Here is a 21,333-nt window from a genome sequence, read left to right on the forward strand (position 1 = left end):
AATGCATGAACCTGCGTTTTCTTCCCTGGTCCTTTGCCCTCGCGCTGCTGGTCGGCTGCAGTACGGTGTCCGCGCCGCACGTGCAGCGCAACGGCAACCTGTCGCCCAGTGCCGATGCCGGCCAGGCAGCCGACGTCGCCGCCGATGCCGCCCGCGAGAGCCAGGGCGCACCGCAGGCGGTGATCCGCCGCGGCACCGGCACCATGATCAACCGTGAGGCCGCGCGCGCACCGGCACCGGCGCTGCATGGCGCCAGCACCGGCGAGGCCACCTTCAACTTCGAAGGCGAATCGCTGCATGCGGTGGTCAAGGCCATCCTTGGTGACATGCTTGGCCAGAACTACGTGATCGCACCGGGCGTGCAGGGCACGGTCACCCTGGCCACGCCCAAGCCGGTCTCGCCGGCGCAGGCGCTGAACCTGCTGGAGATGGTGCTGGGCTGGAACAACGCACGCATGGTCTACAGCGGTGGGCGCTACAACATCGTCGCCGCCGACCAGGCGCTGGCCGGCACGGTCGCGCCGAGCACCGCGCCGGCGGCCAGCGCACGCGGCTTCGAGGTCCGCGTGGTCCCCCTGCAGTTCATCTCGGCCACCGAGATGAAGAAGGTGCTGGAGCCGTATGCGCGCCCCAACGCCATCGTCAACGTGGACAGCGGCCGCAACGTGATCACCCTCGGTGGTACGCGCGCAGAACTGGAAAACTACCTGCGCACCGTCGAGATCTTCGACGTCGACTGGTTGTCGGGCATGTCGGTGGGCGTGTTCCCGATCCAGTCGGGCAAGGCTGAGCAGGTCGCGGCCGACCTGGAAAAGGTGTTCGGCGAAGAGAGCAAGACGCCCAGTGCTGGCATGTTCCGTTTCCTGCCGCTGGAGAACGCCAACGCCGTGCTGGTGATCACGCCGCAGGTACGCTACCTGGACCAGATCCAGCAGTGGCTGGATCGCATCGACACCGCAGGTGGCAGCGCCCGCCTGTTCTCCTACGAGCTGCGCTACATCAAGGCACGCGACCTGGCCGAGCGCCTCAGCGAGGCCTTCGCCAGCAGTGGCAACCGCGGCGGCTCCGGCCCGGCCTCACTGGCACCGGGCGCCATCCCGTCGCAGCTGGGCGGTGACGGCGATCGTGGCATGGACAACAACAGCAGCACCCTCGGCTCGACGCTGGGCGGGAGCAGTGGCAGTAGCAGCAGCAACGGCAGCCTGAACCTGCCGCAGCGCCAGCCCGGCAACGTCAGTGTCAGCCTGGAAGTGGAGGGCGACCGCGTCGGCGTGTCGGCGGTGGAGGAGACCAACACCCTGCTGGTTCGCTCGACGCCGCAGGCCTGGCGCTCGATCCGCGAGGTGATCGAAAAGCTGGACGTGATGCCGCTGCAGGTGCACATCGAGGCACAGGTGGCCGAAGTCGCGCTGACCGGTGACCTGAAGTATGGCGTGAACTGGTTCTTCGACAACGCCGTGGCTGGTCGCGCGCTGACCGGCGCACTGGCAGGCCTGACCCTGCCGCCGGCAGCGGGTGGTTCGTGGAATACCTTCGCCGGCGGTGTCACTGGCAACGACGGCGTGGGCTGGGCGTTCACCGGCCACAACGCGGCCGCCGTGGTCAGCGCGCTGGACAAGGTCACCGACCTGCGCCTGCTGCAGACACCGTCGGTGTTCGTGCGCAACAACGCCGAGGCCACGCTCAACGTTGGCGACAAGGTGCCGATCAACACCACCACGGTGAACACCGGCGTGGGCACCAGCACCTACAGCTCGGTGCAGTACATCGACACGGGCGTGATCCTCAAGGTACGCCCGCGCGTGACCCGCGATGGCACTGTGTTCCTGGATATCGTGCAGGAGGTCAGCAGCGCTTCCGACGTGCCGGACGCCTGCAATCCGAACGAGCGCAACTGCAACCCGCGCATCTCGACCAAGAAGCTGTCCACCGAAGCGGCGGTACAGAGCGGCGACACCATCATGCTGGCGGGCCTGATCACCGACTCGGCCACCGATGGCAGCAGCGGCATTCCGGGCCTGAGCAGGATCCCGGTGGTCGGTGCGTTGTTCGGGCAGAAGACCCGCACCAGCCGTCGTTCGGAAGTGATCGTGCTGCTGACCCCGACCATCGTCCGCAACAGCCAGGAATCGCGCAACCTGACCGATGAGTACAGCAAGCGCTTCCGCGCGATGGAGCCGCTGAACCAGCCGCGCGCGAAGAAGTAAGGGGTTTACGGCCGGGCGGCGCCCGGCACCCGCAGAGGCCAGAGCAACGGCAACAGCCAAAGCAACAGCGGGTTTACTGAGGGATGGCGGGGCACTGTGGGTTTGCGGGGACGCCGTAAACCCATCCATGGGGGCTTGGTCGCCGCATCCATGCGGCTCACTGATCTGGCCCCCTGAAAACGGACGCCATGAAGCCGTTTCAGGCGGCAGCCCGGAGCTGTTGGTAGGTGTCGACCTTGGTCGACACGGTAGATCCACGCCATGCGTGGATGACTGTCTGTCAGATTTCGAAATCAGGAAATGGGGTCAGATCCGTTTTCCTGTGGAAAACGGATCTGACCCCAGGCTTTGCTGGCAGGGCGAAGAAATCTGTCGAAGGCGGGGTGGGTCCGGTCGCGGGGGTGTCCGCGGCATGGATGCCGCGGCCAAGCCCCCAAGGATGGGTTTACGGCGTCCCCCGCAACCGGACCCACCCCGCCATCCCGCAGGAACCCAGCTTCTGCTTCGGCTGCTGCCGGCCAGCGGCCGGCACTACCGCGGGTGCCGGGTGCAACCCGGCCGATACCCTCCCGGTGCTACGCTGTAGCCACCGACAACCACGGAGGCGGGATGGGGGCGATCGTGTTGTTGCCGCTGTGCGTGGACGATGCCGCGCTCGACCGCTGCCTGGCCGCACTGGATGCCGGCACCGCGCCGGGCACCGCGGTCTGGCTGGCCGATGACGCGCAGGCAGGGCCGCGTGCGCAGGCCGTGGTCGAGCACTGGTTGGCGCATACGCCGCTGCAGGCCGAGTACACCCGGCGCGCGCGCCCACTGGGCGAGGTTGCCCATCTGGACGAGATGCTGCGCGCCTGCGATGGCCTGGACGTGGCCGTGCTGGCGCCGGACAGCGTGCCGTCGCCCGGTTGGTTGCAGCAGTTGCAGGATGCATTCGCCCGCGATGCCGCCATTGCCACCGCGACCCCCTGGTGCAATGCCGGCGAGACCGCGGCGTGGCCACGGCTGGGCGAGATCAATCCCGAACCCCATGACCCGGCCTTGCTGGCGCATACCTGCGCTACATTGCCGACGCTGCACCCGGAGCTGCCATCGGCGGTCACCCACGCGGTGCTGGTACGTGGCAACGCGCGCCGCCGTGCCGGTGGCCTGGACGTGGACAGCTATGCCGGCTGGAATGCCGCGCTGGTCGACCTGAGCCTGCGCATGGCGGGCCTGGGGTGGCGCAACGTGTTGTGCGAGACCGCGTTCGTCGGCCGGGCAGGAGAGGCGGTCAGCCGCGATGGCGATCTGGAGGCCCTGGCCGCGCGCTGGCCGGCCTGGGTGCCGCGGCTGGCCGATTTCCTGATGCACGATCCACTGCACGGTCTGCGTGCCGACCTGCAGCAGCGCATGCGGCAGGCGATAATGCCGAAGGAACAGGGCGACCTGTTCGTCCCGCCCGCGCCGGAGCCTCCCGTTTGAATGCAGCCATTGCCGCCATCGTCGTCACCTACCAGAGTGGCAGCACCATCGATGCCTGCCTGTCGCGCCTGCGCCAGGCGCAGGACATCGCCGAGATCCGGGTGATCGACAATGGTTCGCTGGATGGCACGCTGGACATCGTGCAGCGGCACGCCAGCCATGACCCGCGCGTGCGCTTCGTCGGCAATCCGGACAATCCCGGCTTTGCCGCCGCCAACAACCAGGGCGTGGCCGACTCGCACAGCCCGTGGCTGGCCTTCATCAACCCGGACCTGATGATTGAGCCGGACACCCTGACCGAATTGCGCAGCCGTGGCGAGGTGCTGGGCGATTGCCTGCTGGGCGTGGAGCAGGTGGACGAGCACGGCCACGCCGATGAAGCGGTGCGCCGTCGCGATCCGGATTTCCTGCTGATGCTGCGCTCGCCGGGCAAGGGTTCGAAGCTGGCGGTTCCGCGCGATCCGCACCAGGCCGTGCAGCCGGTGCCGGCGTTGTCCGGTGCGCTGCTGATGATGCCGCGTACCCTGTTCGAGCGCATCGGTGGCTGGGATGCGGGTTACCGCCTGCATGCCGAGGACCTGGATCTGTGCCGCCGCGCACGCGAGGCCGGCGCGGTGGTGGCGATCGCCAACGACCTGCAGGTTACCCATGTGCGCGGCGTCTCCAGCCGTTCGCGGCCATTCTTCGTGGAATGGCACAAGCACAGGGGGCTGTGGCGTTACTTCCAGAAGTTCGAGGCCAGGCAGCGCTCGCTGCCGGTACGCGTTGCGGTGTGGGCCGCGATCTGGGCGCATGCGCTGATGCTGGTGCCGAGGCTGCTGCGCAGGTCGCTGTAGCGCCGCAGGAGCATCCACGCATGGCGTGGATCTACCAATGCTGTTCCCCGTGAGCCGAGCGTGGCCGCAGGCACCCCGGTTCACCCTGCCGGGCGCATAATCCGCTCCATGCCTATCATCCAGTCCCTGCTCGACACCGACCTGTACAAGTTCACCATGATGCAGGCGGTGCTGCACCAGCACCCCGGCGCCCAGGTGCAGTACCGGTTCAAGTGCCGTACGCCCGGCATTGACCTGGCCCGCTACATCGACCAGATCGACGAAGAAATCGACCACCTGTGTAGCCTGCGCTTCAGCGACGCGGAGCTGGACTACATGCGTGGCCTGCGCTTCGTGAAGCCGGATTTCGCCGATTTCCTCGGCCTGTTCCACCTCGACCGCAAGTACATCCAGCTGCGCGCGTCGACGGCCGTGCCCGGCGAGATCGAACTGGACATTACCGGCCCGTGGCTGCACACCATCCTGTTTGAAGTGCCGCTGCTGGCGATCATCAACGAAGTCTGGTTCCGCAACACCACCACGGCCGACTTCGCCGAAGGCGAGCGCCGCCTGCAGGCCAAGGCCGCGCTGCTGCGCGATACCCCCGGCTTCGAACAATGCCGCATCGCCGACTATGGCAGCCGTCGCCGCTACTCGCGTGACTGGCATGCCCGGCTGCTGCCGCTGCTGCGCGACGCGCTCGGCCCGCAGCTGGTCGGCACCAGCAACGTCCACTTCGCGCGCCTGTACGGCATGACCCCGCACGGCACCATGGCCCACGAGTACCTGCAGGCGTTCCAGGCGCTCGGCCCGCGCCTGCGTGATTCGCAGGTGGCGGCACTGGAATCCTGGGCGCGCGAGTACCGCGGCGACCTCGGCATCGCGTTGTCCGATGTGGTCGGCCTGGACGCGTTCCTGCGCGACTTCGACATGTATTTCTGCAAGCTGTTCGACGGTGTGCGCCATGACTCAGGCGATCCGTTCGACTGGGGTGACCGCATGCTGGCGCACTTCCAGCAGCGCCGGGTCGATCCGCGCAGCAAGGTGCTGGTGTTCAGCGATGGGCTCGACATCGCCAAGGTCATGCGCCTGTACGACTACTTCCGCGGTCGCTGCCAGGTCGCGTTCGGTGTCGGCACCCACCTGACCAATGACCTGGGCCCGACACCGCTCAACATCGTCATCAAGATGGTCCGCTGCAACGGCCAGCCGGTGGCCAAGCTCAGCGATTCGCCGGGCAAGAGCATGTGCGACGACCCGGGTTACCTGGCCTACCTGCGCCAGGTCTTCGAGCTGCCGCCGGCGTAAATACGTCGGCTTACAGGTAGTCGACCACCACCAGGTAGGCGCCCTGCAGCGGCTGCTGCTTCGAAGCCTGCACGCTGTAACGCTCGGAGAAGGCGATATCGCCGGCGCGCATCGCGCTGGCCGACACCGACAGCTTCTGGCCCTGGCGCTTGCCATCGCGCAGCGTCGCCGCCTGGCCATCGGCCAGTGCCGTCACTTCCACCGTCGAGCCCTTGGCCGACGGCGGGCAGGCCGCCAGGCTCAGCTCACCCTGGGACAGGTTCGTCGTGCAGCCCGGCTCGGCGATGCGGCCGCTGAAACGGATGCTGCCGCTGCTGGCCTGGGCCAGCGCACTGACGGACATCAGGGCCACACACAGCAGAATGGAATTCCTCATGACACGTTCTCTGGTTCGGTGTGTCCTAGTTAGCGACAGGTTCGATCCGCCTTTAATAGGACAAATCCGAATCTGCTAGGGCCATCACCAAGAAAGAGTGATGCGCATCAAATAAGGCGATTTCCGGCTGAAAAAGGCCTGTTTCCGCGCCTGCCGAACGCGCCTCTCAATGCGTCATCCACGGTCGGCCGCGACCTGGCGGCCCCGTCGTCAAATCTTTCACGCCCCCCAGGCGCAGATTCCGCCTATCACGTCACAATTAGAGCGTCAATGAATTGGCGTTCAGAAAAATAATGAGACTTTCATCACATTTGTGCATATACTTGCGTCACGGATTCAGGGGAAGGTATGTCCGAGTCCGGCCACAGGTGAGACGCAAGGATGGGTCTTGTTAGCCCGGCAGTGCTCCTTGCTTCCTCCTCTACTTCTCATCTCTTCAGTAGGGTTAGGTAAAAGCGAATGCACAAGATCAACCTCATTGCCGCTCTGATGCTGGCCGCCGCTCCGCTGGCCGCCAACGCCGCCGACGGCACCATCACCTTCAATGGCAAGGTGACCGACAAGACCTGCACCATCTCGACCCCGGGCGGCAAGGACTTCGCCGTGACCCTGCCGACCGTGTCGAAGAACACCCTGGCTACCGCCGGTGCCGTTGCGGGCCGTACCCCGTTCGCCATCAACCTGACCAAGTGCAGCGCCGGCAACGTCGCCACCTACTTCGAGCCGGGTTCGACCGTCGACTTCAACAGCGGCCGCCTGGTCAACCAGGCCTCGGCCAACGCTGCCACCAACGTGCAGCTGCAGCTGCTGGGCTCGAACAACCAGTTCCTGCCGATCAAGGCGGCTGGCGCTGGCCTGGCCCAGACCAACTCGCAGTGGGTCACCGTCGGCACCGACGGCTCGGCCGACCTGAACTACTACGCTGAGTACTACGCCACTGCCGCCGCCACCCCGGGCGACGTCACCAGCAGCGTCAAGTACACGATCATCTACAACTGATCGTAGCCGTACCCGCATTGGCCGGCGTACGCGCCGGCCAGTGCTCCGCGGCCCTTGGCCACACCCCTCGAGCGTAGTACTTCCGATGAAAGCACTCTTTCCCCGGGCGCTGCTGCTGGCAGCGTTCACGCTGCCCCTCTGCCAGAACGCACTGGCCGGCGTGGTGGTCAATGGCACGCGGGTGATCTACCCGGCACAGGCGCGCGAAGTCACCGTGCAGGTCGACAACGTGGGCGACTCGCCCGCACTGGTCCAGGCCTGGATCGACAGTGGCGACGCCAACCAGACCGCCGATACCAGTGATGCTCCGTTCGTGCTGACGCCGCCGATCGCGCGCGTCGAGCCGGGCCGCAGCCAGGCGCTGCGCCTGATCTTCTCCGGCGCACAGCTGCCGACCGATCGCGAGACGGTGTTCTGGCTCAATGTGCTGGACGTACCGCCGTCGCCGGACAACGCCGACAGTGGTGACCAGAATTACCTGCAGGTTGCGTTCCGTTCGCGCCTGAAGCTTTTCTACCGGCCGCAGGGCCTGAAGGGCGTCGCCAACGACGCACCGGCAGCGCTGCGCTGGACCCGCAATGGCGACCGCCTGCGGGTGGAAAACCCGAGCCCCTTCCACGTCACTCTGGCCGAAGTGCATGCCGTGACCGGCAGCAGCGAAAAGGCCGTCGAGGACAAGGGCGCGATGGTCGCGCCGAAGCAGAGCCTGGAGTTCGCCGCGCCGGCGGGCACCAACCAGGTGCGCTTCATCACCATCAACGATTACGGCGGCCGGGTCGAGCACACCGTCCGCCTCGACAGCACCGGGAGCTGAACGCGCCGCGCCGGCCATGGGCCTGCGCATCCCGCCACCGCCGCCGTGCGGCGAATTGAAGGAATGTCAGTGTGATCGGAAACAGATTGACATTGTCGATCCATCAGGCGCTTTGCCTGCTGGTTGTTGGCGCGGCCTGCCCAGGATGGGCGCTGGCTGCACCGGCCAATCTCGGCGAACAGGCGCTGATGGCGCAGAGTGGTGCGGCCAACGCGCGCGCACCGGAATCGGCCCAGTTCAATTCCAGCTTCCTGTCCGGCCAGGCCAAGCAGGTCGACCTGGCTGCCTTCAGCAACGGCAACCCGATGGTGGCCGGCAGTTACCGTGTCGATGTCTACGTCAACGGTGCCTGGCAGGGCCGTCGTGACCTGCAGTTCAAGGCCGATGCACAGGGCCGTGTCGACGCCTGCCTGCCGCTGCCGATGCTGGAAGAAATGGGCGTGGACAGCGAGGCCGTGCTGCTGCAGCAGGACCCGACGCTGCCGACCGACACGACCAGCTGCGTGCCGGTGCAGCAGCGCATGGCCAACGCCTACGGTGTCTACGACAGCGGCAACCTGCGCTACGACCTCAGCATCCCGCAGGTGTTCCTGCGCCGTGAGGCACGCGGCTACGTCAACCCGGCGCTGTGGGACCGCGGCATCAATGCCGGTTTCGTCGGCTACAGCTTCAATGCCATCGACAGCAACAGCCGTGTCGAAGGTGGCCAGCGCAACCGCAGTGCCTATCTCGGCCTCAATGCCGGCCTGAACCTGGGTGGCTGGCAGTTCCGCCACGACTCCAACCTGACCTGGTCCGAGGGTGACGGCCGCCATTGGCAGAGCATCGCCACCTACGCACAGCGCGGCATCCCGCAGGTGCGCGGCATGCTCACCATCGGTGAGGCCTACACCACCGGCGAGCTGTTCGACTCGATCGGCTACCGCGGTGCCAGCCTGGCCAGCGACGATCGCATGCTGCCCGATTCGCTGCGCGGTTACGCGCCGGTGGTGCGCGGCATCGCCGAGACCAACGCACGCATCGAAGTGCGCCAGAACCAGCAGCTGATCTACTCCTCCACCGTTTCGCCGGGCAACTTCGTCATCGATGACCTGTACCCGACCGGCTACGGCGGCGACCTGGAAGTGAGCGTGATCGAGGCCGATGGCCGCCGCCGCGAATTCAAGGTGCCGTTCGGCTCGGTGCCGCAGATGCTGCGCGAAGGCGTATCGCGTTACTCGCTGACCGCCGGCCAGGTGCGCAACAAGCTGCTGGCCGACGAACCCTGGCTGGTGCAGGGCACCTACCAGCGCGGCATCGGCAACCAGCTGACCCTGTACGGCGGCAGCGCGCTGAGCGATGGCTACCTGTCGCTGCTGTACGGTGTCGGCCTGTCCACGCGGGTCGGTGCCTTCGCGGCAGACGTCACCCATGCACGCACCTCGTTCGACCACTACGGCAGCCACACCGGCGCCAGCGTGCGCTTGAGCTACAGCAACATGATCGGTGAGACCGGCACCAACCTGACCCTGGCCGCCTACCGTTACTCGACCGAAGGTTTCTACAGCCTGCAGGACGCGCTGTATGGCCGTGACTCGGACAAGCGCGGCATCGATCCGACCACCCGTGGTCGCCAGCGCAGCCAGTTCCAGGTGACCTTGAACCAGCCGCTGGGCCGTCGTGGCGGTGCGCTGTACGTGACCGGTTCGGTGCGTGACTTCTATGACCGCTCCGGCACCTCCAAGCAGTACCAGGTGGGCTACAACAACGCCTGGCGTTCGGTGAACTACGGCTTCTCGGCGCTGCGCACCGAAGAAGGCGTGCTCGGCCGTTCCGACACCCAGTACCTGCTGTCGATGAGCGTGCCGCTGGGCCGTGGTACCCACCCGGTGTCATTCAGTGCCGATCTGGGCGTGCGCGACCGCGGTGGCTACGACAACAGCCGCGTCGGCATCACCGGTTCGGCCGGCGTCGACAACAACTTCAGCTACGGCGTGGCCCTGTCCGATTCCCGCGAGGGTGGCACCACGGCGGTCGGCAATGCCGAATACCGCAGCCGCTACTCCGCGTTGAATGCCACCTACAGCCACTCGCGTGATTTCCGCCAGGCCTCGGTCGGTGCCAACGGCAGCGTGGTGGTGCATCCGGGCGGCTTCACTTTCACCCCGCAGCGTGGCGACACCATGGTGCTGGTCGAGGCACCGGGCGCGCGCGATGCGATCGTCAGCAACGCCCCGGGCCTGCGCGTCGATGGCCGCGGCTACGCCGTGGTGCCGTACGTGTCGCCGTACCGCCTCAACACCGTCACCCTCGATCCGCAGGGCATGGCCCACGACGTCGAGCTGGAAAGCACCAGCCAGTCGATCGCACCGTTCGCCGGTGCCATCAGCTACCTGCGCTTCGATACCCGCAAGGGCAACGCGTTGCTGATCCAGGTACGCAACCCGGATGGCCGCAGCATGCCGTTCGGTGCACAGGTCAAGGATGAGCAGGGCCAGCCGGTCGGCATGGTCAGCCAGGGCGGCCGCCTGTACGTGCGCAGTGAAAAGAACCAGGGCCGCCTGCTGGTGGAGTGGGGCGCCGGTGCCGACCAGCGCTGCACCATCGATTACCAGGTTCCGGCGGGCGCCGATGCGTCCAAGACCGGCTTCATTCCGCTGGAGGCAGCATGCCGATGATTTCTTCCCGTGGCCGCAAGGCGCTGACGGCCCTTGTACTGCTGGGTGGCGCACTGCTGGCACAGCAGGCCAGCGCGTCGTGCCGCATCCAGTCCAGCTGGTTCACCGCGCAGGACGTGACCATGGACATGGGCCAGATCGTGATCCTGCCCAGCACGCCGGTCGGTGGCGTGATCAAGGAGATCAGCGAACCGATCAACCAGCAGAACAGCGTGGCACGCTGCGACTGGTCCGGTGGCCGTTCCATCGGCGAGTACGTCAACGCCGCGCAGAAGCGTCCGGTGGCCGGCTTCTCGAACGTCTATGAAACCGATGTGGCGGGCGTGGGCATCCGCCTGTACCGCGACTCCGGCGCGATCCAGACCTACTATCCGCACACCATCAACTTCGCCAGCAACAGCACCATCTCGCTGGTCGGAGGCACGTTCCGCATCCAGCTGATCAAGACTGCGGCACAGACAGGCTCGGGCGTGATCGCGCCGAACGGCCGCTTCACCACGTACTACTTCGACGGTGATGGCCCCGGTCGCCCGGTGTTGACCTCCACCTTCAAGGGCTCGGGCACCACCGTGGTCAGCCCGACCTGCGAAGTGCAGGCCGGCAGCCGCAACATCGCCGTCGACTTCGGCAGCGTGCCCAACACCACCTTCACCGGTGTCGGTTCGCGCGCGGTCGATCGTGATTTCGAGATCCGCCTGAACTGCCAGGGCAGCAATGTTGCCGCCTACCAGAGCAAGATCGGCATCCGCCTCGATGCCGACCAGGACAGCTCGAACATGCCGGGTGTGCTGAAGCTCAGCGCAGCCAGCAACAGCGCCACCCGCATCGGCATCCAGATGGTCCAGCGCGTTGGCACCACCGAGCGCGAAGTGCGCTTCGGCCAGACCATCAACGTCGGCACCACCGCGCCGGGGACCAGCGTCATGGCGCTGCCGCTGCGCGCGCGCTATGTGCAGACCCAGGCCGGTACGGTGGGTGCGGGTGTCGCGAACGGCCAGGCCACCTTCACCATCCAGTACGAGTAAGGCCGCCCGGGCGGCTGTCCCTGCTGCGTTCCGCCGCAACGTCGCCCGTCCCACGGGCGGCGTTGACTGCGTCTTGATCTTCCAACGATGAAGATCGGTGCCACGACGCACGTACCATCAATCTAATGTGATGGACGTCGCGAATTTGGAGTTTCCTCATGAGGTGACCGTCTCCTGCCTGCGGGCATTGGGCGGGAACGCCGAAAGGATCCAGACGTGGCTACAGCTACTGGCATTCTCCAGTACGGTCCTTCCGGAGCACCCCGGTGAAGGTCCTGTCGGTGTTCGGCACCCGACCGGAAGCGATCAAGATGGGGCCGCTGGTGCGCGCCCTGGCCGAGGCTGCGGACATCGAATCGGTGGTCTGCATCACCGGCCAGCACCGGGCGATGCTCGACCAGGTGATGTCGCTGTTCGAGATCACCGCCGACCATGACCTGGATGTCATGGTGCCCAACCAGACCCTCAATGGCCTGTGCTCCAGGCTGTTCGAGCGGCTTGACGCGCTCTACACGCAGGTCCGCCCGGATCGCGTGCTGGTGCACGGCGATACCACCACGGCGATGACCGCCGCCCTGGCCGCGTTCCACCACCGCATTCCGATCGGCCATGTCGAGGCCGGCCTGCGCACCGGCGACATCAACCGGCCATGGCCGGAGGAGATGAACCGGCGGGTGATCGACGTGGTCGGTCATCAGCTGTATGCACCCACTCCCGGCTCGCGCGCCAACCTGGCCCGTGAGCATCTGGGCGGTCAGATCCTGGTCACCGGCAACACCGTCATCGATGCCCTGCAGCAGACCGTGCAGCGCCTGGATGCCGATCCGGCACTGCGTGCCCAGGCTGACGAACCCTTCCACATGCTCGCCCCCGGGCGCCGCCTGCTGCTGGTCACCGGCCATCGCCGCGAGAGCTTCGGCCAGGGCTTCGAGGACATCTGCCGTGCGCTGGCCGAACTGGCCCAGCGGCCGGACCTGCAGGTGCTGTACCCGGTGCACCTCAATCCGAACGTGCAGGCACCGGTCAACGCACACCTGGGCAACCTCGACAACGTGCACCTGGTGCCGCCGCAGGACTACCTGCGCTTTGTGCGCCTGATGCAGCGCGCCGACGTCATCCTCACTGACTCCGGTGGCGTGCAGGAAGAAGCGCCGGCATTGGCCAAGCCGGTGCTGGTGATGCGCGACGTCACCGAGCGCCCGGAGGCGGTCGAGGCCGGTGTGGTGACGCTGGTCGGGACCACGCCCTCGCGCATCGTCGAGGGGGTCAATGCGGCCCTGGCACAGCCACCGCAGCCGACCCGTTTCGACCCCGATGGCAGTCCCTATGGCGACGGCCGCGCCAGCGCCCGCATCGTCGCCGCCTTGCGTGGCGCCCCGCTTCCCGAATTCTCGCCCGGTCTCCGCAGCGGCGGTGCCGCCTACCACCCTCTCCATGAAGTGACGCCATGAGCCACACCGGCCGCTGTCCCCTGTTTGTTTCCGCCGCCGCGTTCGTCCTGTCGTGCGCGGTTGGCAGTGCCCACGCCGCCGACAGCGTCGCCGGCCAGTTCGCAGAATGGAGCGGCGACAGCACGGTGAGCCGGCAGATGACCCTGCGCGAACTCGGCTTCCGCCAACCGCTGGTACTCAGTGGGCAGGAGAGCCAGCGCGAGGTCTACCTGCCGGTGCCGGCCGGCGTTGCCACCCGCGATGCGCAGCTGCAGCTCGATGGGCGCTATGTGCGTGGCCACGCCGGGCGCACTTCAGGCCTGTGGTCGGTGGATGGCGATCCGGTCGCCGCGCGTTCGATCACCGATGCCCAGGGCGATGCCAGCCAGCTGCTGGCCATCGATGGCGAACCCCGCCAGAACGGCTTCGTGCGGGTCGGTGTCGGCTGGTGGTCGATCGTGTCCGACTATCAATGTGCCGACCAGAGCGCGCCGGCCAATGTGCTGCGGTTGTCACCGGATTCGCGCTTCAGCTACCGCTTCGATGGGCGTGCCGTGGATAACGTCGCCAAGGCCTGGGGCGCGCTGCCACCGCGGGTGCGCCTGCTGGTGGAGGGCAAGGCGCTGCAGGCGCCAACCTATGATGCCGCCTGGCGCATTGGTACCGCGTTGCAGGCCGGCGGCAAGCAGGTGCAGGTGGTGGCGCTGCCCAAGGTCGGCGACAGCGTCGACCTGGCTGGCATCAGCGTCCCGGCCAGCCTGCAGGGCGTGCCGGCCTATGCAGCGCTGGCTACGGGCGAACGCGTGCACGCGATCAAGGATCTGGCCGAAGTGGGGGCGCTGCTGTCGTTGCGTGACAGCGGGCCGCTTGCCGCCGATGTGATGATCGGCAGCGAGGCATTGCGCGCCGGCGTACGCGCGGCGCTGGATGCGCTGGCCGCACAGGTCGGCGCGGCGGGCACCGATGCGGGCGCAGCGTTTGCTGCGTGGCGCGGTACTGACATGAGCGGCCTGGAGAAGCCCGCCGCCAACGCTTCGGTCAGCGTGGTGGCCGTTGCGGGCCGTCCGACGCTGGTGGTCGACCCGGCGGCAGCGGGCAAGGTGGCCGGACTGTTCGCCGAACAGTGGCGCAGCTATGCGCTGGGCCGCAGCCTGCAGGTCAGCGCAGCAGGAACGCCCAAACTGGACGGTGACCAGGTACTGCTGAGCCGGCTCGGAAACATCGCCGGAACCATGGATGTGGTGACCCGCGCCGACCGCAGCGCCAGCTTCGATCTGGGCACGCTGTCGGCCGATGGCCGCCTGCCCGAGCAAGTGGTGATCGATGTCTCGGCGGCCCCCAATGCGGCGGGTCAGGGCGCGGTGGCCACGATCTACCTCAACGACTACCTGCTGGGCGGCAAGGTGCTGTCGGCCAACGGCCAACGGCCAACCGCAACGGCTGGTGGCCAAGGTACCGGCCTACGCGCTGTCGGCGCGCAACGAGATCCGTGTCAGCTTCCTGCGCCAACCGGCACGCCCCTACTGCCACGATCCGGCGACCGGCTATCCAGTCTCGATCCTGCCCAGCAGCCACCTGACCCTGGCCAAGCGCTCGCTGGGCAGTGATTTCGTCGGTGCCAGCAGCCAGCTGTCACGCGGCAACCAGGTGTTCGTGCCCGGCGCCTGGCTGCAGGATGCACCGGCCTCGCTGGGCAAGGTCATCGCGGTGGCCAGTGCAGTGGGCGCCTCGCCGGAGGCGTCGGAACTGAAGGTGGTCGATGCCGGTGCCGCGGTCAGCCCGGGCGCGCCATGGCTGGCCTTCGGCGTTGCACCGGCCGGTGTCGATGTGGCCGGCCAGAAGGACGGCCACCTGCGCGTCGGTGGCACGTCGCAACCGCTGCTGGATGTCAGCGGCCTGGATCACGCCGCGGTGGTGCAGGTGGGTTCGTCCGGAGGCCAGCTGGGCGTTCTTTACAGCGACCTCGGCGCACAGGCACCGTCGTTCAGCGCACCGTTCCGGTTGCTGCGCGGCGATCTGGCCGTGCTTGACGGCACTGATGTCGTGCGCGAATTCGACCGCCAGGATCCCTATGGCACGCGCCTCGCGCACGATGGCAATCCGCAATCGAAGTGGGAACGGCACATGGTCTGGTTGCTGCTGCTGGTCGGTGTGATCGTATTCGCGCTGCTGGCCGCCCGCGTCACCCAGGTGCGCCGCCGCAAGTCCGCCAACGCAGGACATTGATCCACCGTGGACGGTCTGTTCTGGAACATCCAGCTGGCCAACTACTACGCCGCCCTGGAAACCACGGCGGCGGCGGTGGCCGTGCTGATCCTGATCTCCAGCCTCGATGACCTGTTCATCGATGTCTGGTACTGGGTGCGCGAGAGCTGGCGCGCGCTGACCGTCAAGCGCCGCGACGCGTACCGGCCGCTGACCCAGGAAGACCTGCTGCAGCGGCCGGAACAGCCGCTGGCGATCATGGTGCCGGCGTGGATGGAGTACGACGTGATCGCGCAGATGGTCGAGAACATGATCAACGTGCTCGACTACCGCGAGTACGTCGTGTTCGTCGGCACCTATCCCAACGACCAGCAGACCATCGACGAAGTCGAGCGCATGCGGCGTCGCTACAAGCGCCTGCGCCGCGTGGAGGTGCCGCATGACGGACCGACCAGCAAAGCCGACTGCCTGAACTGGCTGATCCTGGCGATCTTCGACTACGAGAAGCGCCACGACATCGAGTTCGCCGGGGTGATCCTGCACGACAGCGAAGACGTGCTGCACCCGATGGAACTGCGCTTCTACAACTACCTGCTGCCGCGCAAGGACATGATCCAGCTGCCGGTCACCTCGCTGGACCGCGAATGGTACGAACTGGTGGCCGGTGTCTACATGGACGAGTTCGCCGAATGGCACGCCAAGGACCTGGTGGTGCGCGAGAGCGTGTCCGGCATGGTGCCGTCGGCCGGCGTCGGCACCTGCTTTTCGCGGCGTGCGCTGCTGGCGCTGAGCGCGCAGACCGACAACCAGCCCTTCAACACCGACAGCCTCACCGAAGATTACGACGTCGGTGCGCGGCTGGCAGCCATGGGCATGCAGTCGATCTTCGCCCGCTTCCCGGTGCAGTTCCGCGTGCGTCGGCCGTCATGGTTCGGCTGGGGGCCGGTGCGCGAGCGCACCCAGCAGATGGCACTGTGCGTGCGTGAGTACTTCCCCGACAACTTCCGCGCCTCGTACCGGCAGAAGGCGCGCTGGGTGCTGGGCATCGGCCTGCAGAGCTGGGAGTCGCTGGGCTGGCGCGGTTCGCTGGCTACCAAGTACCTGTTGGCGCGCGATCGCAAGGGCATCATCACCTCGTTCGTCAGCATCATCGCCTACCTCATCTTCCTGCAGTTGCTGCTGTTCTGGCTGTTGAAGGCGACCGGGGTGTGGACGATGCAGTTCCCCAGCGTGTTCCAGGCCGGTACCTGGCAGATGGATGTCGCGCTGCTGACCACAGCAGCGCTGGCGACCCGCGTCGTGCAGCGCTTCTACTTCGTCAACCGCTTGTACGGCTGGGAGCATGCGCTGATGTCGATCCCGCGCATGGTGGTCGGCAACATGATCAACTTCATGGCCACCGCCCGCGCATGGAAGGTGTTCCTGGCCTACCTGCTGTTCGGCAAGCGCATGGTCTGGGACAAGACCATGCACGACTTCCCCGATGCGGCACAGCTGGTGCAGACCCGCAAGCAGCTCGGTGAGCTGTTGACCACCTGGCAGGCGGTGGAACCGGAGCGGCTGCAGCAGGCGCTGGCGCAGCAGCATGCCGGCCGGCGGCAGCCGCTGGGCCGCATCCTGCTAACCCAGGGCTGGCTGGATGATGAAACCCTGGCCGAAGCCATCGCCTTCCAGGGCGACCTGCCGCGCGCGGTCATCGACGTCGACTACCTGCGCGCGGGCTCATTCCCGGTCAGCGCCGATGCCTGCGTGCAGTGGCGCATGCTGCCGCTACCGCCGCGGCAGCAGCAGACACTGCGGCTGGCCGTGGCCAGCCCATTGCCCGAAGACGCGCTGGCGTTGCTGAAGCAGGAAACCCGCAGCGCGCACATCGAACAGAGCATCGCCCGCGAAAGCGAAATCAACGCTGGCCTGCGCCTGATCGGCGGCGACCGGCACTGGCAGCTGGACAACGTGCCCTTGCTGGGCGACCTGCTGGTGGAGATGCGCCTGATCGACCACGCGCGCTTCGAGATCGCACTGGATGCGTACAAGCCGCAGCGCGATGGCCGCATTGGCGATTACCTGGTCAAGCAGGGCATCACTACCGAAGAGGCCGTGGCCCAGGCCATGCAGGAGCAGCGCCGGCGTGCGGCCGCGCTGCAGTCGCCGCCTCCCGGAGCCTTGCCCGCATGAAGACCACGCTGCTGTCCACCGTCATTGCCGTGGCACTGGCCACGGGCGCCGCGCCGGTGCTGGCGCAGGCCGATGCGCCGCTGCCGTTGTCCGGCGCTGCATACCGCATCGCCGAGCAGGCCTTCGCCGCTTACGAGCGCGGCGACTATCAAGCGGCTTACCAGCAGTCCAGCGAAGCTGTCCGGTTGCGCCCGGACGTGGTGCGGCTGCGCCTGCTGCAGATCTATGCGTTGCAGAAACTGGGCCGGTCGGCGGAGGCGCAGCAGCAGGCGCGCCGTGCACTGGATGCCGGGTTGAAGGATCCGGCCTTGCCGGCACTGGCCGCTGCCACCGCTGCGCGCAGCACGCCCCCGGATGCCAGGGGCGGGCGCGCCCCCTCCGCACCGCGCGCGGCCGGCAGCGGCGCAGACCGCGCCAGGCAGCAGGCCTACACGCTGGCCACCGAGGCCTATGCTGCCTATGACGCCGGGCGCATGCGGGAAGCAGCCAGCAAGGCCGAGCAGGCCTTCCGCCAGCAGCCGAAGCAGGGCGCCTGGGCGATGCTGTGGGTGGCGGCGCTGGAAGCACAGCAACAGGCCGAACTGGCCGACGCGGCCATCGGCACTGCGCTGCAGCTGGGCGCACCGAACGTCGAGGAACTGCACGCGCGGCGCGTGGCGCTGGCCCGCCAGCGCGCGCTGCTGCAGGCCCAGCAGGCCTACCAGTCGCTGTCCACGCAGAACGATGCGGCGGCCGTCGCGCAGGCGCGGGCCGCCGTCGAGCTTGCGCCGGATGTTGCTTCGTACCGGTTGCTGTTGATCACCGCGCAGCTGCAGCAGGGGCAGCTGGCCGACGCCGAGCGCAGCGCCGACCAGGCACTGCAGGCCGACGGCGGCGATCTCAATGCCCGGGTGATGCGCGGTTATCTGCGCCAGCGCCAGGGCAAGACCGTGCTTGCCAATGAGGACTTCGACACCGCGCTTGCCATGCCGGGGTCCACAACGCAACAGCGCAACGTGCGCCTGCTGGCCGTGGATGCGGCCTTGGCCGCTGGGGACCGCATACGTGCGGCTGCACTGCTGGCGCCGCTGCAGGCGGCGTTGCCCACGGATGTGGGCGATGCTCGCGCGCAGCAGTTGCTGCAGCAGGGCATCGAGCAGCGCGCCAGGGCGACCGGATCCAGTCGCGAGCGTCCGCGCATGAGTGCGCAGGCCTATCCGGCGCCGTTCCAGCATTGCCAGTCGGATGGCACCGGCACTGTCTGCGAGCTGATGCCGGCTGACCTGCAGGGCGACGGTGGTGCCGCACAGCGCGCATATGCAGCCTACGCACGGCAGGACTTTGCCGAGGCCATCGGTGAGGCAAGGCAGGCCGTGCAACTCGCACCGGACGATGCAGACCTGCAAGGCCTGCTGACCACCACGCTGGCGGCAGGCAACCGCAGCCAGCAGGACGAAGCGCGGCTGCGCCTGGATGCGACGCTGGCACAACACCCTGATGACGCGGTGGCGCTGATGCAACGCGGCTACCTCAACCAGAAGGCCCGTGAACCGGCGCGCGCACTGGCCGACTTCCGTGCCGCTGAGGCCACCGGCAAGGCACCCAAGAGCGTGGTGATCGACCAGGCGTACGCGAGTGCGGCCAACGGCGATCATCCGCAGGCGGTGTCGCTGCTGCGCAGCGCCATTGATCGCGCCGACGCCGGTGAGCTGCCTCTGGATGCGCATCAGCGCTACAACGTGCGCAATGCCATCGCCAACTATTCGCGCGAGTGGGGCGTGATCGCCTCGGCCGGCTTCCGCGGCGCGCGCCAGGCCGCGACCAATGTCGGCGGCGCGGCGATCAGTACGCCGGGCGATTCGGTGTTCAGCACGCTGGAAGCGTTCTGGCGGCCCCCGGCGTTCAATGACCAGCATGGTACGCTGGAGCTGTACACCCGGCTGCTCAACACGCTGTACGACGAGGGCGGCACCTACGAATCGATCCGCGCCGTGGACCCGTGCACCGGCGAATCGACACCCGACGCACGTGCTCGCGCCGACCGTCTCAGCCGTTCGCGTTCCACCACCGGCTGGCCGTCCACCATCGCCTCGTTCGGCATGCGCTACGCCTTCGGCCAGACCGGCCTGAGCGCCGGCATCGAGCGCCGCCAGTTTCTCGGTAGCGCCACCCGCACGGGCGATGTCTATCCCGCGTCCGCGGCCGTGCAGTGCAGCCTGCAGCTGGCCTTGAACCCGCAACTGGAAGCCAGCACGCTGGCCCGCTACCGCCTGGCCAGCGGCTCCGGTGGCTGGATGTCCTACCTGACCTACGGCTATTACCACGGTACCGACCTGCGCACCGACTTGAACCAGTGGTGGATGGTCAGCGGCTACGCGCAGGGCGGTTACACATGGGATGACAACAGCGCGCATTTCACGCTGGATGCACTCGATGCCAACGGCATACCGGTGCGGCGGATCGGCGATGCCAGCGGGCGCCTGCATCGCGAACAGTGGTTCGCGGCCGGTGAACTGCGCGCCGGACGCAGCTTCCGCTTTGGCGCCGGGCAGACCCACTGGGTGGTCACGCCGTATCTGGTGGTGGGGGCGGACTGGCTGGACCAGCGCTCGCGCGTGCGCGACATCCGTTACCCGCTGTTCCCGTCGCAGTCGTTCGCGCTCAACGATACGCAGCGCAGCTGGTCACTTGGCGCGGGGCCGGGCCTGGGCGTGCGCTACTGGTTCCGCGAGGACCGCTACAACACGCCGCGTTCCTACCTCGACCTGACCGTGCAGTACCGCTTTGCGATCGGTGGCGGTGATACGCAGCGCGCCAAGGGCCTGTTCGCCACCGCCATCCTCTATTACTGAGGCAACCCCCACCGCCGCCGCAGCGCCGCCGCCTGCGGCGTGTCCTGGGTCAGCCACGGCTCCAGCGCATAGACCAGCACGTGCTGTGCGCCGCTGTCGCGTGCCCACGCCAGCTGCCGTTGGATCCGCGCGGCATCGGCAGTCTCGCCCTTGAACCCGCTGCCATCAGCGGCGCTGCCGGGCAGTTCGCGGAACAGCTCGACGATCGCATCGAAGCCGATGTCGTGCGCGTGGAAGTGATCGAGCAACGGCTGAAGCTGCTGCACGTTGCCGGCGCCGGCAACGCCCACGCCGTCCTGCACCATCGGCCGCAGCGTGGCCTGTGCCAGCACCGCCTGCCACAGCGTGACCAGGTTGCCGTCGGTCTGCAGGCGGCTGAAGTAGCAGGAGATCGCGCAGTCACCGCCGCGCGCGCGGGCGGCGTCTGCCAGCCCGTGCAGCCATTGCGCCAGCCACTGCTGGCGGGCCGGATCGGCCCAGTGGTACTGCTCCAGCTCGTAGGGCAGGTACCAGCCCTCGAAGGCGGGTACCTGCGCCCAGGGCGCCTGTGCCAACCAGCGGCGTGCATGCGCCAGGCTGTCGGCGAGGAACGCCTGCAGCGTGGCATCGTCGGCCCCGATCACCTGCCACCAGCGTTGCTGGAAGGGCAGTCCGACGCGGATGCGGATGTCGTTCTCGCTGGCGGCGGTGAACAGCTGCTGCAGGCTGCCGTCGGGCAGTGACCAGTCGCCGTCACTGCCGCCGACGATGCCGGTCCATTGCAGCACCAGCTGACGGCAGCCCAGCGTATGTGCAAGCTTCAACGAGCGCTGCCAGTCGGCCAGTCCCCACTGCAGGTGGCTGCGCCAGGGCTGCAGGAAGGTGCCGTCGACCTGCACCGGCAGCGAGCAGCCGGGCAGGGTGGCGAGCGTACCGGCCAACGGCGCCAGCACGGCCGCGCGCAGCACGCGGCGGCGCAACGGCGAAGACGGATCTGCGGGAAGAACGGGCGCAACCATGCCCGCATCATCCCAGAGCACCGTGCGCAGCA

The 21,333-nt window shown here is 67.5% G+C and carries 13 protein-coding genes and 1 pseudogene; 12 read left to right on the forward strand and 2 right to left on the reverse strand.

What is annotated here, in order from left to right; genetic code table 11:
* Nucleotides 1-5 precede the first annotated feature (5 nt).
* The 4 genes from gspD (at nt 6) to pncB (ending at nt 5,791) form a co-directional block, all read left to right on the forward strand.
* Nucleotides 6-2,207 carry a type II secretion system secretin GspD gene (gene gspD, locus PEM_RS01300; RefSeq protein ID WP_065186243.1) on the forward strand — a complete coding sequence of 734 codons (2,202 nt, stop codon included), beginning with the start codon at nt 6-8 and terminating at the stop codon, nt 2,205-2,207.
* 609 nt (nt 2,208-2,816) lie between these two features.
* A complete protein-coding gene (locus tag PEM_RS01310) occupies nt 2,817-3,668 on the forward strand; it encodes a glycosyltransferase (RefSeq protein ID WP_065196237.1) in 852 nt (283 codons plus the stop codon).
* Nucleotides 3,665-4,504 carry a glycosyltransferase family 2 protein gene (locus PEM_RS01315; RefSeq protein ID WP_111128422.1) on the forward strand — a complete coding sequence of 280 codons (840 nt, stop codon included), beginning with the start codon at nt 3,665-3,667 and terminating at the stop codon, nt 4,502-4,504. Before PEM_RS01310 ends, PEM_RS01315 begins: the two co-directional genes overlap by 4 nt.
* A gap of 108 nt (nt 4,505-4,612) precedes the next feature.
* A complete protein-coding gene (pncB, locus tag PEM_RS01320; RefSeq protein WP_005415236.1) occupies nt 4,613-5,791 on the forward strand; it encodes a nicotinate phosphoribosyltransferase in 1,179 nt (392 codons plus the stop codon).
* Between the two features lie 10 nt (nt 5,792-5,801).
* On the opposite strand, the gene PEM_RS01325 is transcribed toward pncB, so the two are convergent.
* A complete protein-coding gene (locus tag PEM_RS01325; protein WP_049414538.1) occupies nt 5,802-6,167 on the reverse strand; it encodes a hypothetical protein in 366 nt (121 codons plus the stop codon).
* 459 nt (nt 6,168-6,626) lie between these two features.
* Here PEM_RS01325 and PEM_RS01330 point away from each other — a divergent pair, with 459 nt between their 5' ends.
* The 8 genes and pseudogenes from PEM_RS01330 (at nt 6,627) to PEM_RS01365 (ending at nt 20,303) form a co-directional block, all read left to right on the forward strand.
* Nucleotides 6,627-7,166 carry a fimbrial protein gene (locus tag PEM_RS01330; protein WP_005415238.1) on the forward strand — a complete coding sequence of 180 codons (540 nt, stop codon included), beginning with the start codon at nt 6,627-6,629 and terminating at the stop codon, nt 7,164-7,166.
* Nucleotides 7,167-7,251: 85 nt separating this feature from the next.
* Nucleotides 7,252-7,980: a molecular chaperone gene (locus tag PEM_RS01335; RefSeq protein ID WP_005415239.1), complete on the forward strand. Its 729-nt coding sequence runs from the start codon at nt 7,252-7,254 to the stop codon at nt 7,978-7,980.
* Between the two features lie 92 nt (nt 7,981-8,072).
* On the forward strand, nt 8,073-10,637 hold the full coding sequence (locus PEM_RS01340) for a fimbria/pilus outer membrane usher protein (protein ID WP_005415240.1): 2,565 nt from the start codon (nt 8,073-8,075) through the stop codon (nt 10,635-10,637).
* The gene (locus PEM_RS01345; RefSeq protein WP_111128421.1) at nt 10,628-11,662 is read left to right on the forward strand and encodes a fimbrial protein; all 1,035 of its coding nucleotides are present in this window, start codon (nt 10,628-10,630) and stop codon (nt 11,660-11,662) included. Before PEM_RS01340 ends, PEM_RS01345 begins: the two co-directional genes overlap by 10 nt.
* A gap of 266 nt (nt 11,663-11,928) precedes the next feature.
* Nucleotides 11,929-13,113, forward strand: a complete 1,185-nt coding sequence (wecB, locus tag PEM_RS01350; protein WP_111128419.1) for a UDP-N-acetylglucosamine 2-epimerase (non-hydrolyzing) — start codon at nt 11,929-11,931, stop codon at nt 13,111-13,113.
* Nucleotides 13,110-15,318 (forward strand): annotated as a pseudogene (locus PEM_RS01355) (hypothetical protein). Before wecB ends, PEM_RS01355 begins: the two are co-directional and overlap by 4 nt.
* 6 nt (nt 15,319-15,324) lie before the next feature.
* Nucleotides 15,325-17,472, forward strand: coding sequence for a glycosyl transferase family protein (locus PEM_RS01360; RefSeq protein WP_111128416.1), 2,148 nt, complete (start codon nt 15,325-15,327; stop codon nt 17,470-17,472).
* Complete coding sequence (locus PEM_RS01365; RefSeq protein ID WP_111128414.1) at nt 17,469-20,303, forward strand: hypothetical protein; 2,835 nt, start codon at nt 17,469-17,471, stop codon at nt 20,301-20,303. The genes PEM_RS01360 and PEM_RS01365 overlap by 4 nt, the downstream gene beginning before the upstream one ends.
* Here PEM_RS01365 and PEM_RS01370 read toward each other — a convergent pair.
* Complete coding sequence (locus tag PEM_RS01370) at nt 20,297-21,301, reverse strand: DUF4434 domain-containing protein (protein WP_181453237.1); 1,005 nt, start codon at nt 21,299-21,301, stop codon at nt 20,297-20,299. The two genes, PEM_RS01365 and PEM_RS01370, sit on opposite strands and share 7 nt — an antisense overlap.
* Nucleotides 21,302-21,333: the final 32 nt, after the last annotated feature.

This window comes from Stenotrophomonas sp. Pemsol (genome assembly GCF_003586545.1).
Classification (GTDB): domain Bacteria; phylum Pseudomonadota; class Gammaproteobacteria; order Xanthomonadales; family Xanthomonadaceae; genus Stenotrophomonas; species Stenotrophomonas sepilia.

Bases quoted from the DNA above. Each gene is read 5' to 3' on its own strand.
- gspD (WP_065186243.1), top strand. From the start codon at position 6: ATGAACCTGCGTTTTCTTCCCTGGTCCTTTGCCCTCGCGCTGCTGGTC.
- PEM_RS01310 (WP_065196237.1), top strand. From the start codon at position 2,817: ATGGGGGCGATCGTGTTGTTGCCGCTGTGCGTGGACGATGCCGCGCTC.
- pncB (WP_005415236.1), top strand. From the start codon at position 4,613: ATGCCTATCATCCAGTCCCTGCTCGACACCGACCTGTACAAGTTCACC.
- PEM_RS01325 (WP_049414538.1), bottom strand. From the start codon at position 6,167: ATGAGGAATTCCATTCTGCTGTGTGTGGCCCTGATGTCCGTCAGTGCG.
- PEM_RS01330 (WP_005415238.1), top strand. From the start codon at position 6,627: ATGCACAAGATCAACCTCATTGCCGCTCTGATGCTGGCCGCCGCTCCG.
- PEM_RS01335 (WP_005415239.1), top strand. From the start codon at position 7,252: ATGAAAGCACTCTTTCCCCGGGCGCTGCTGCTGGCAGCGTTCACGCTG.
- PEM_RS01345 (WP_111128421.1), top strand. From the start codon at position 10,628: ATGCCGATGATTTCTTCCCGTGGCCGCAAGGCGCTGACGGCCCTTGTA.
- PEM_RS01365 (WP_111128414.1), top strand. From the start codon at position 17,469: ATGAAGACCACGCTGCTGTCCACCGTCATTGCCGTGGCACTGGCCACG.
- PEM_RS01370 (WP_181453237.1), bottom strand. From the start codon at position 21,301: ATGGTTGCGCCCGTTCTTCCCGCAGATCCGTCTTCGCCGTTGCGCCGC.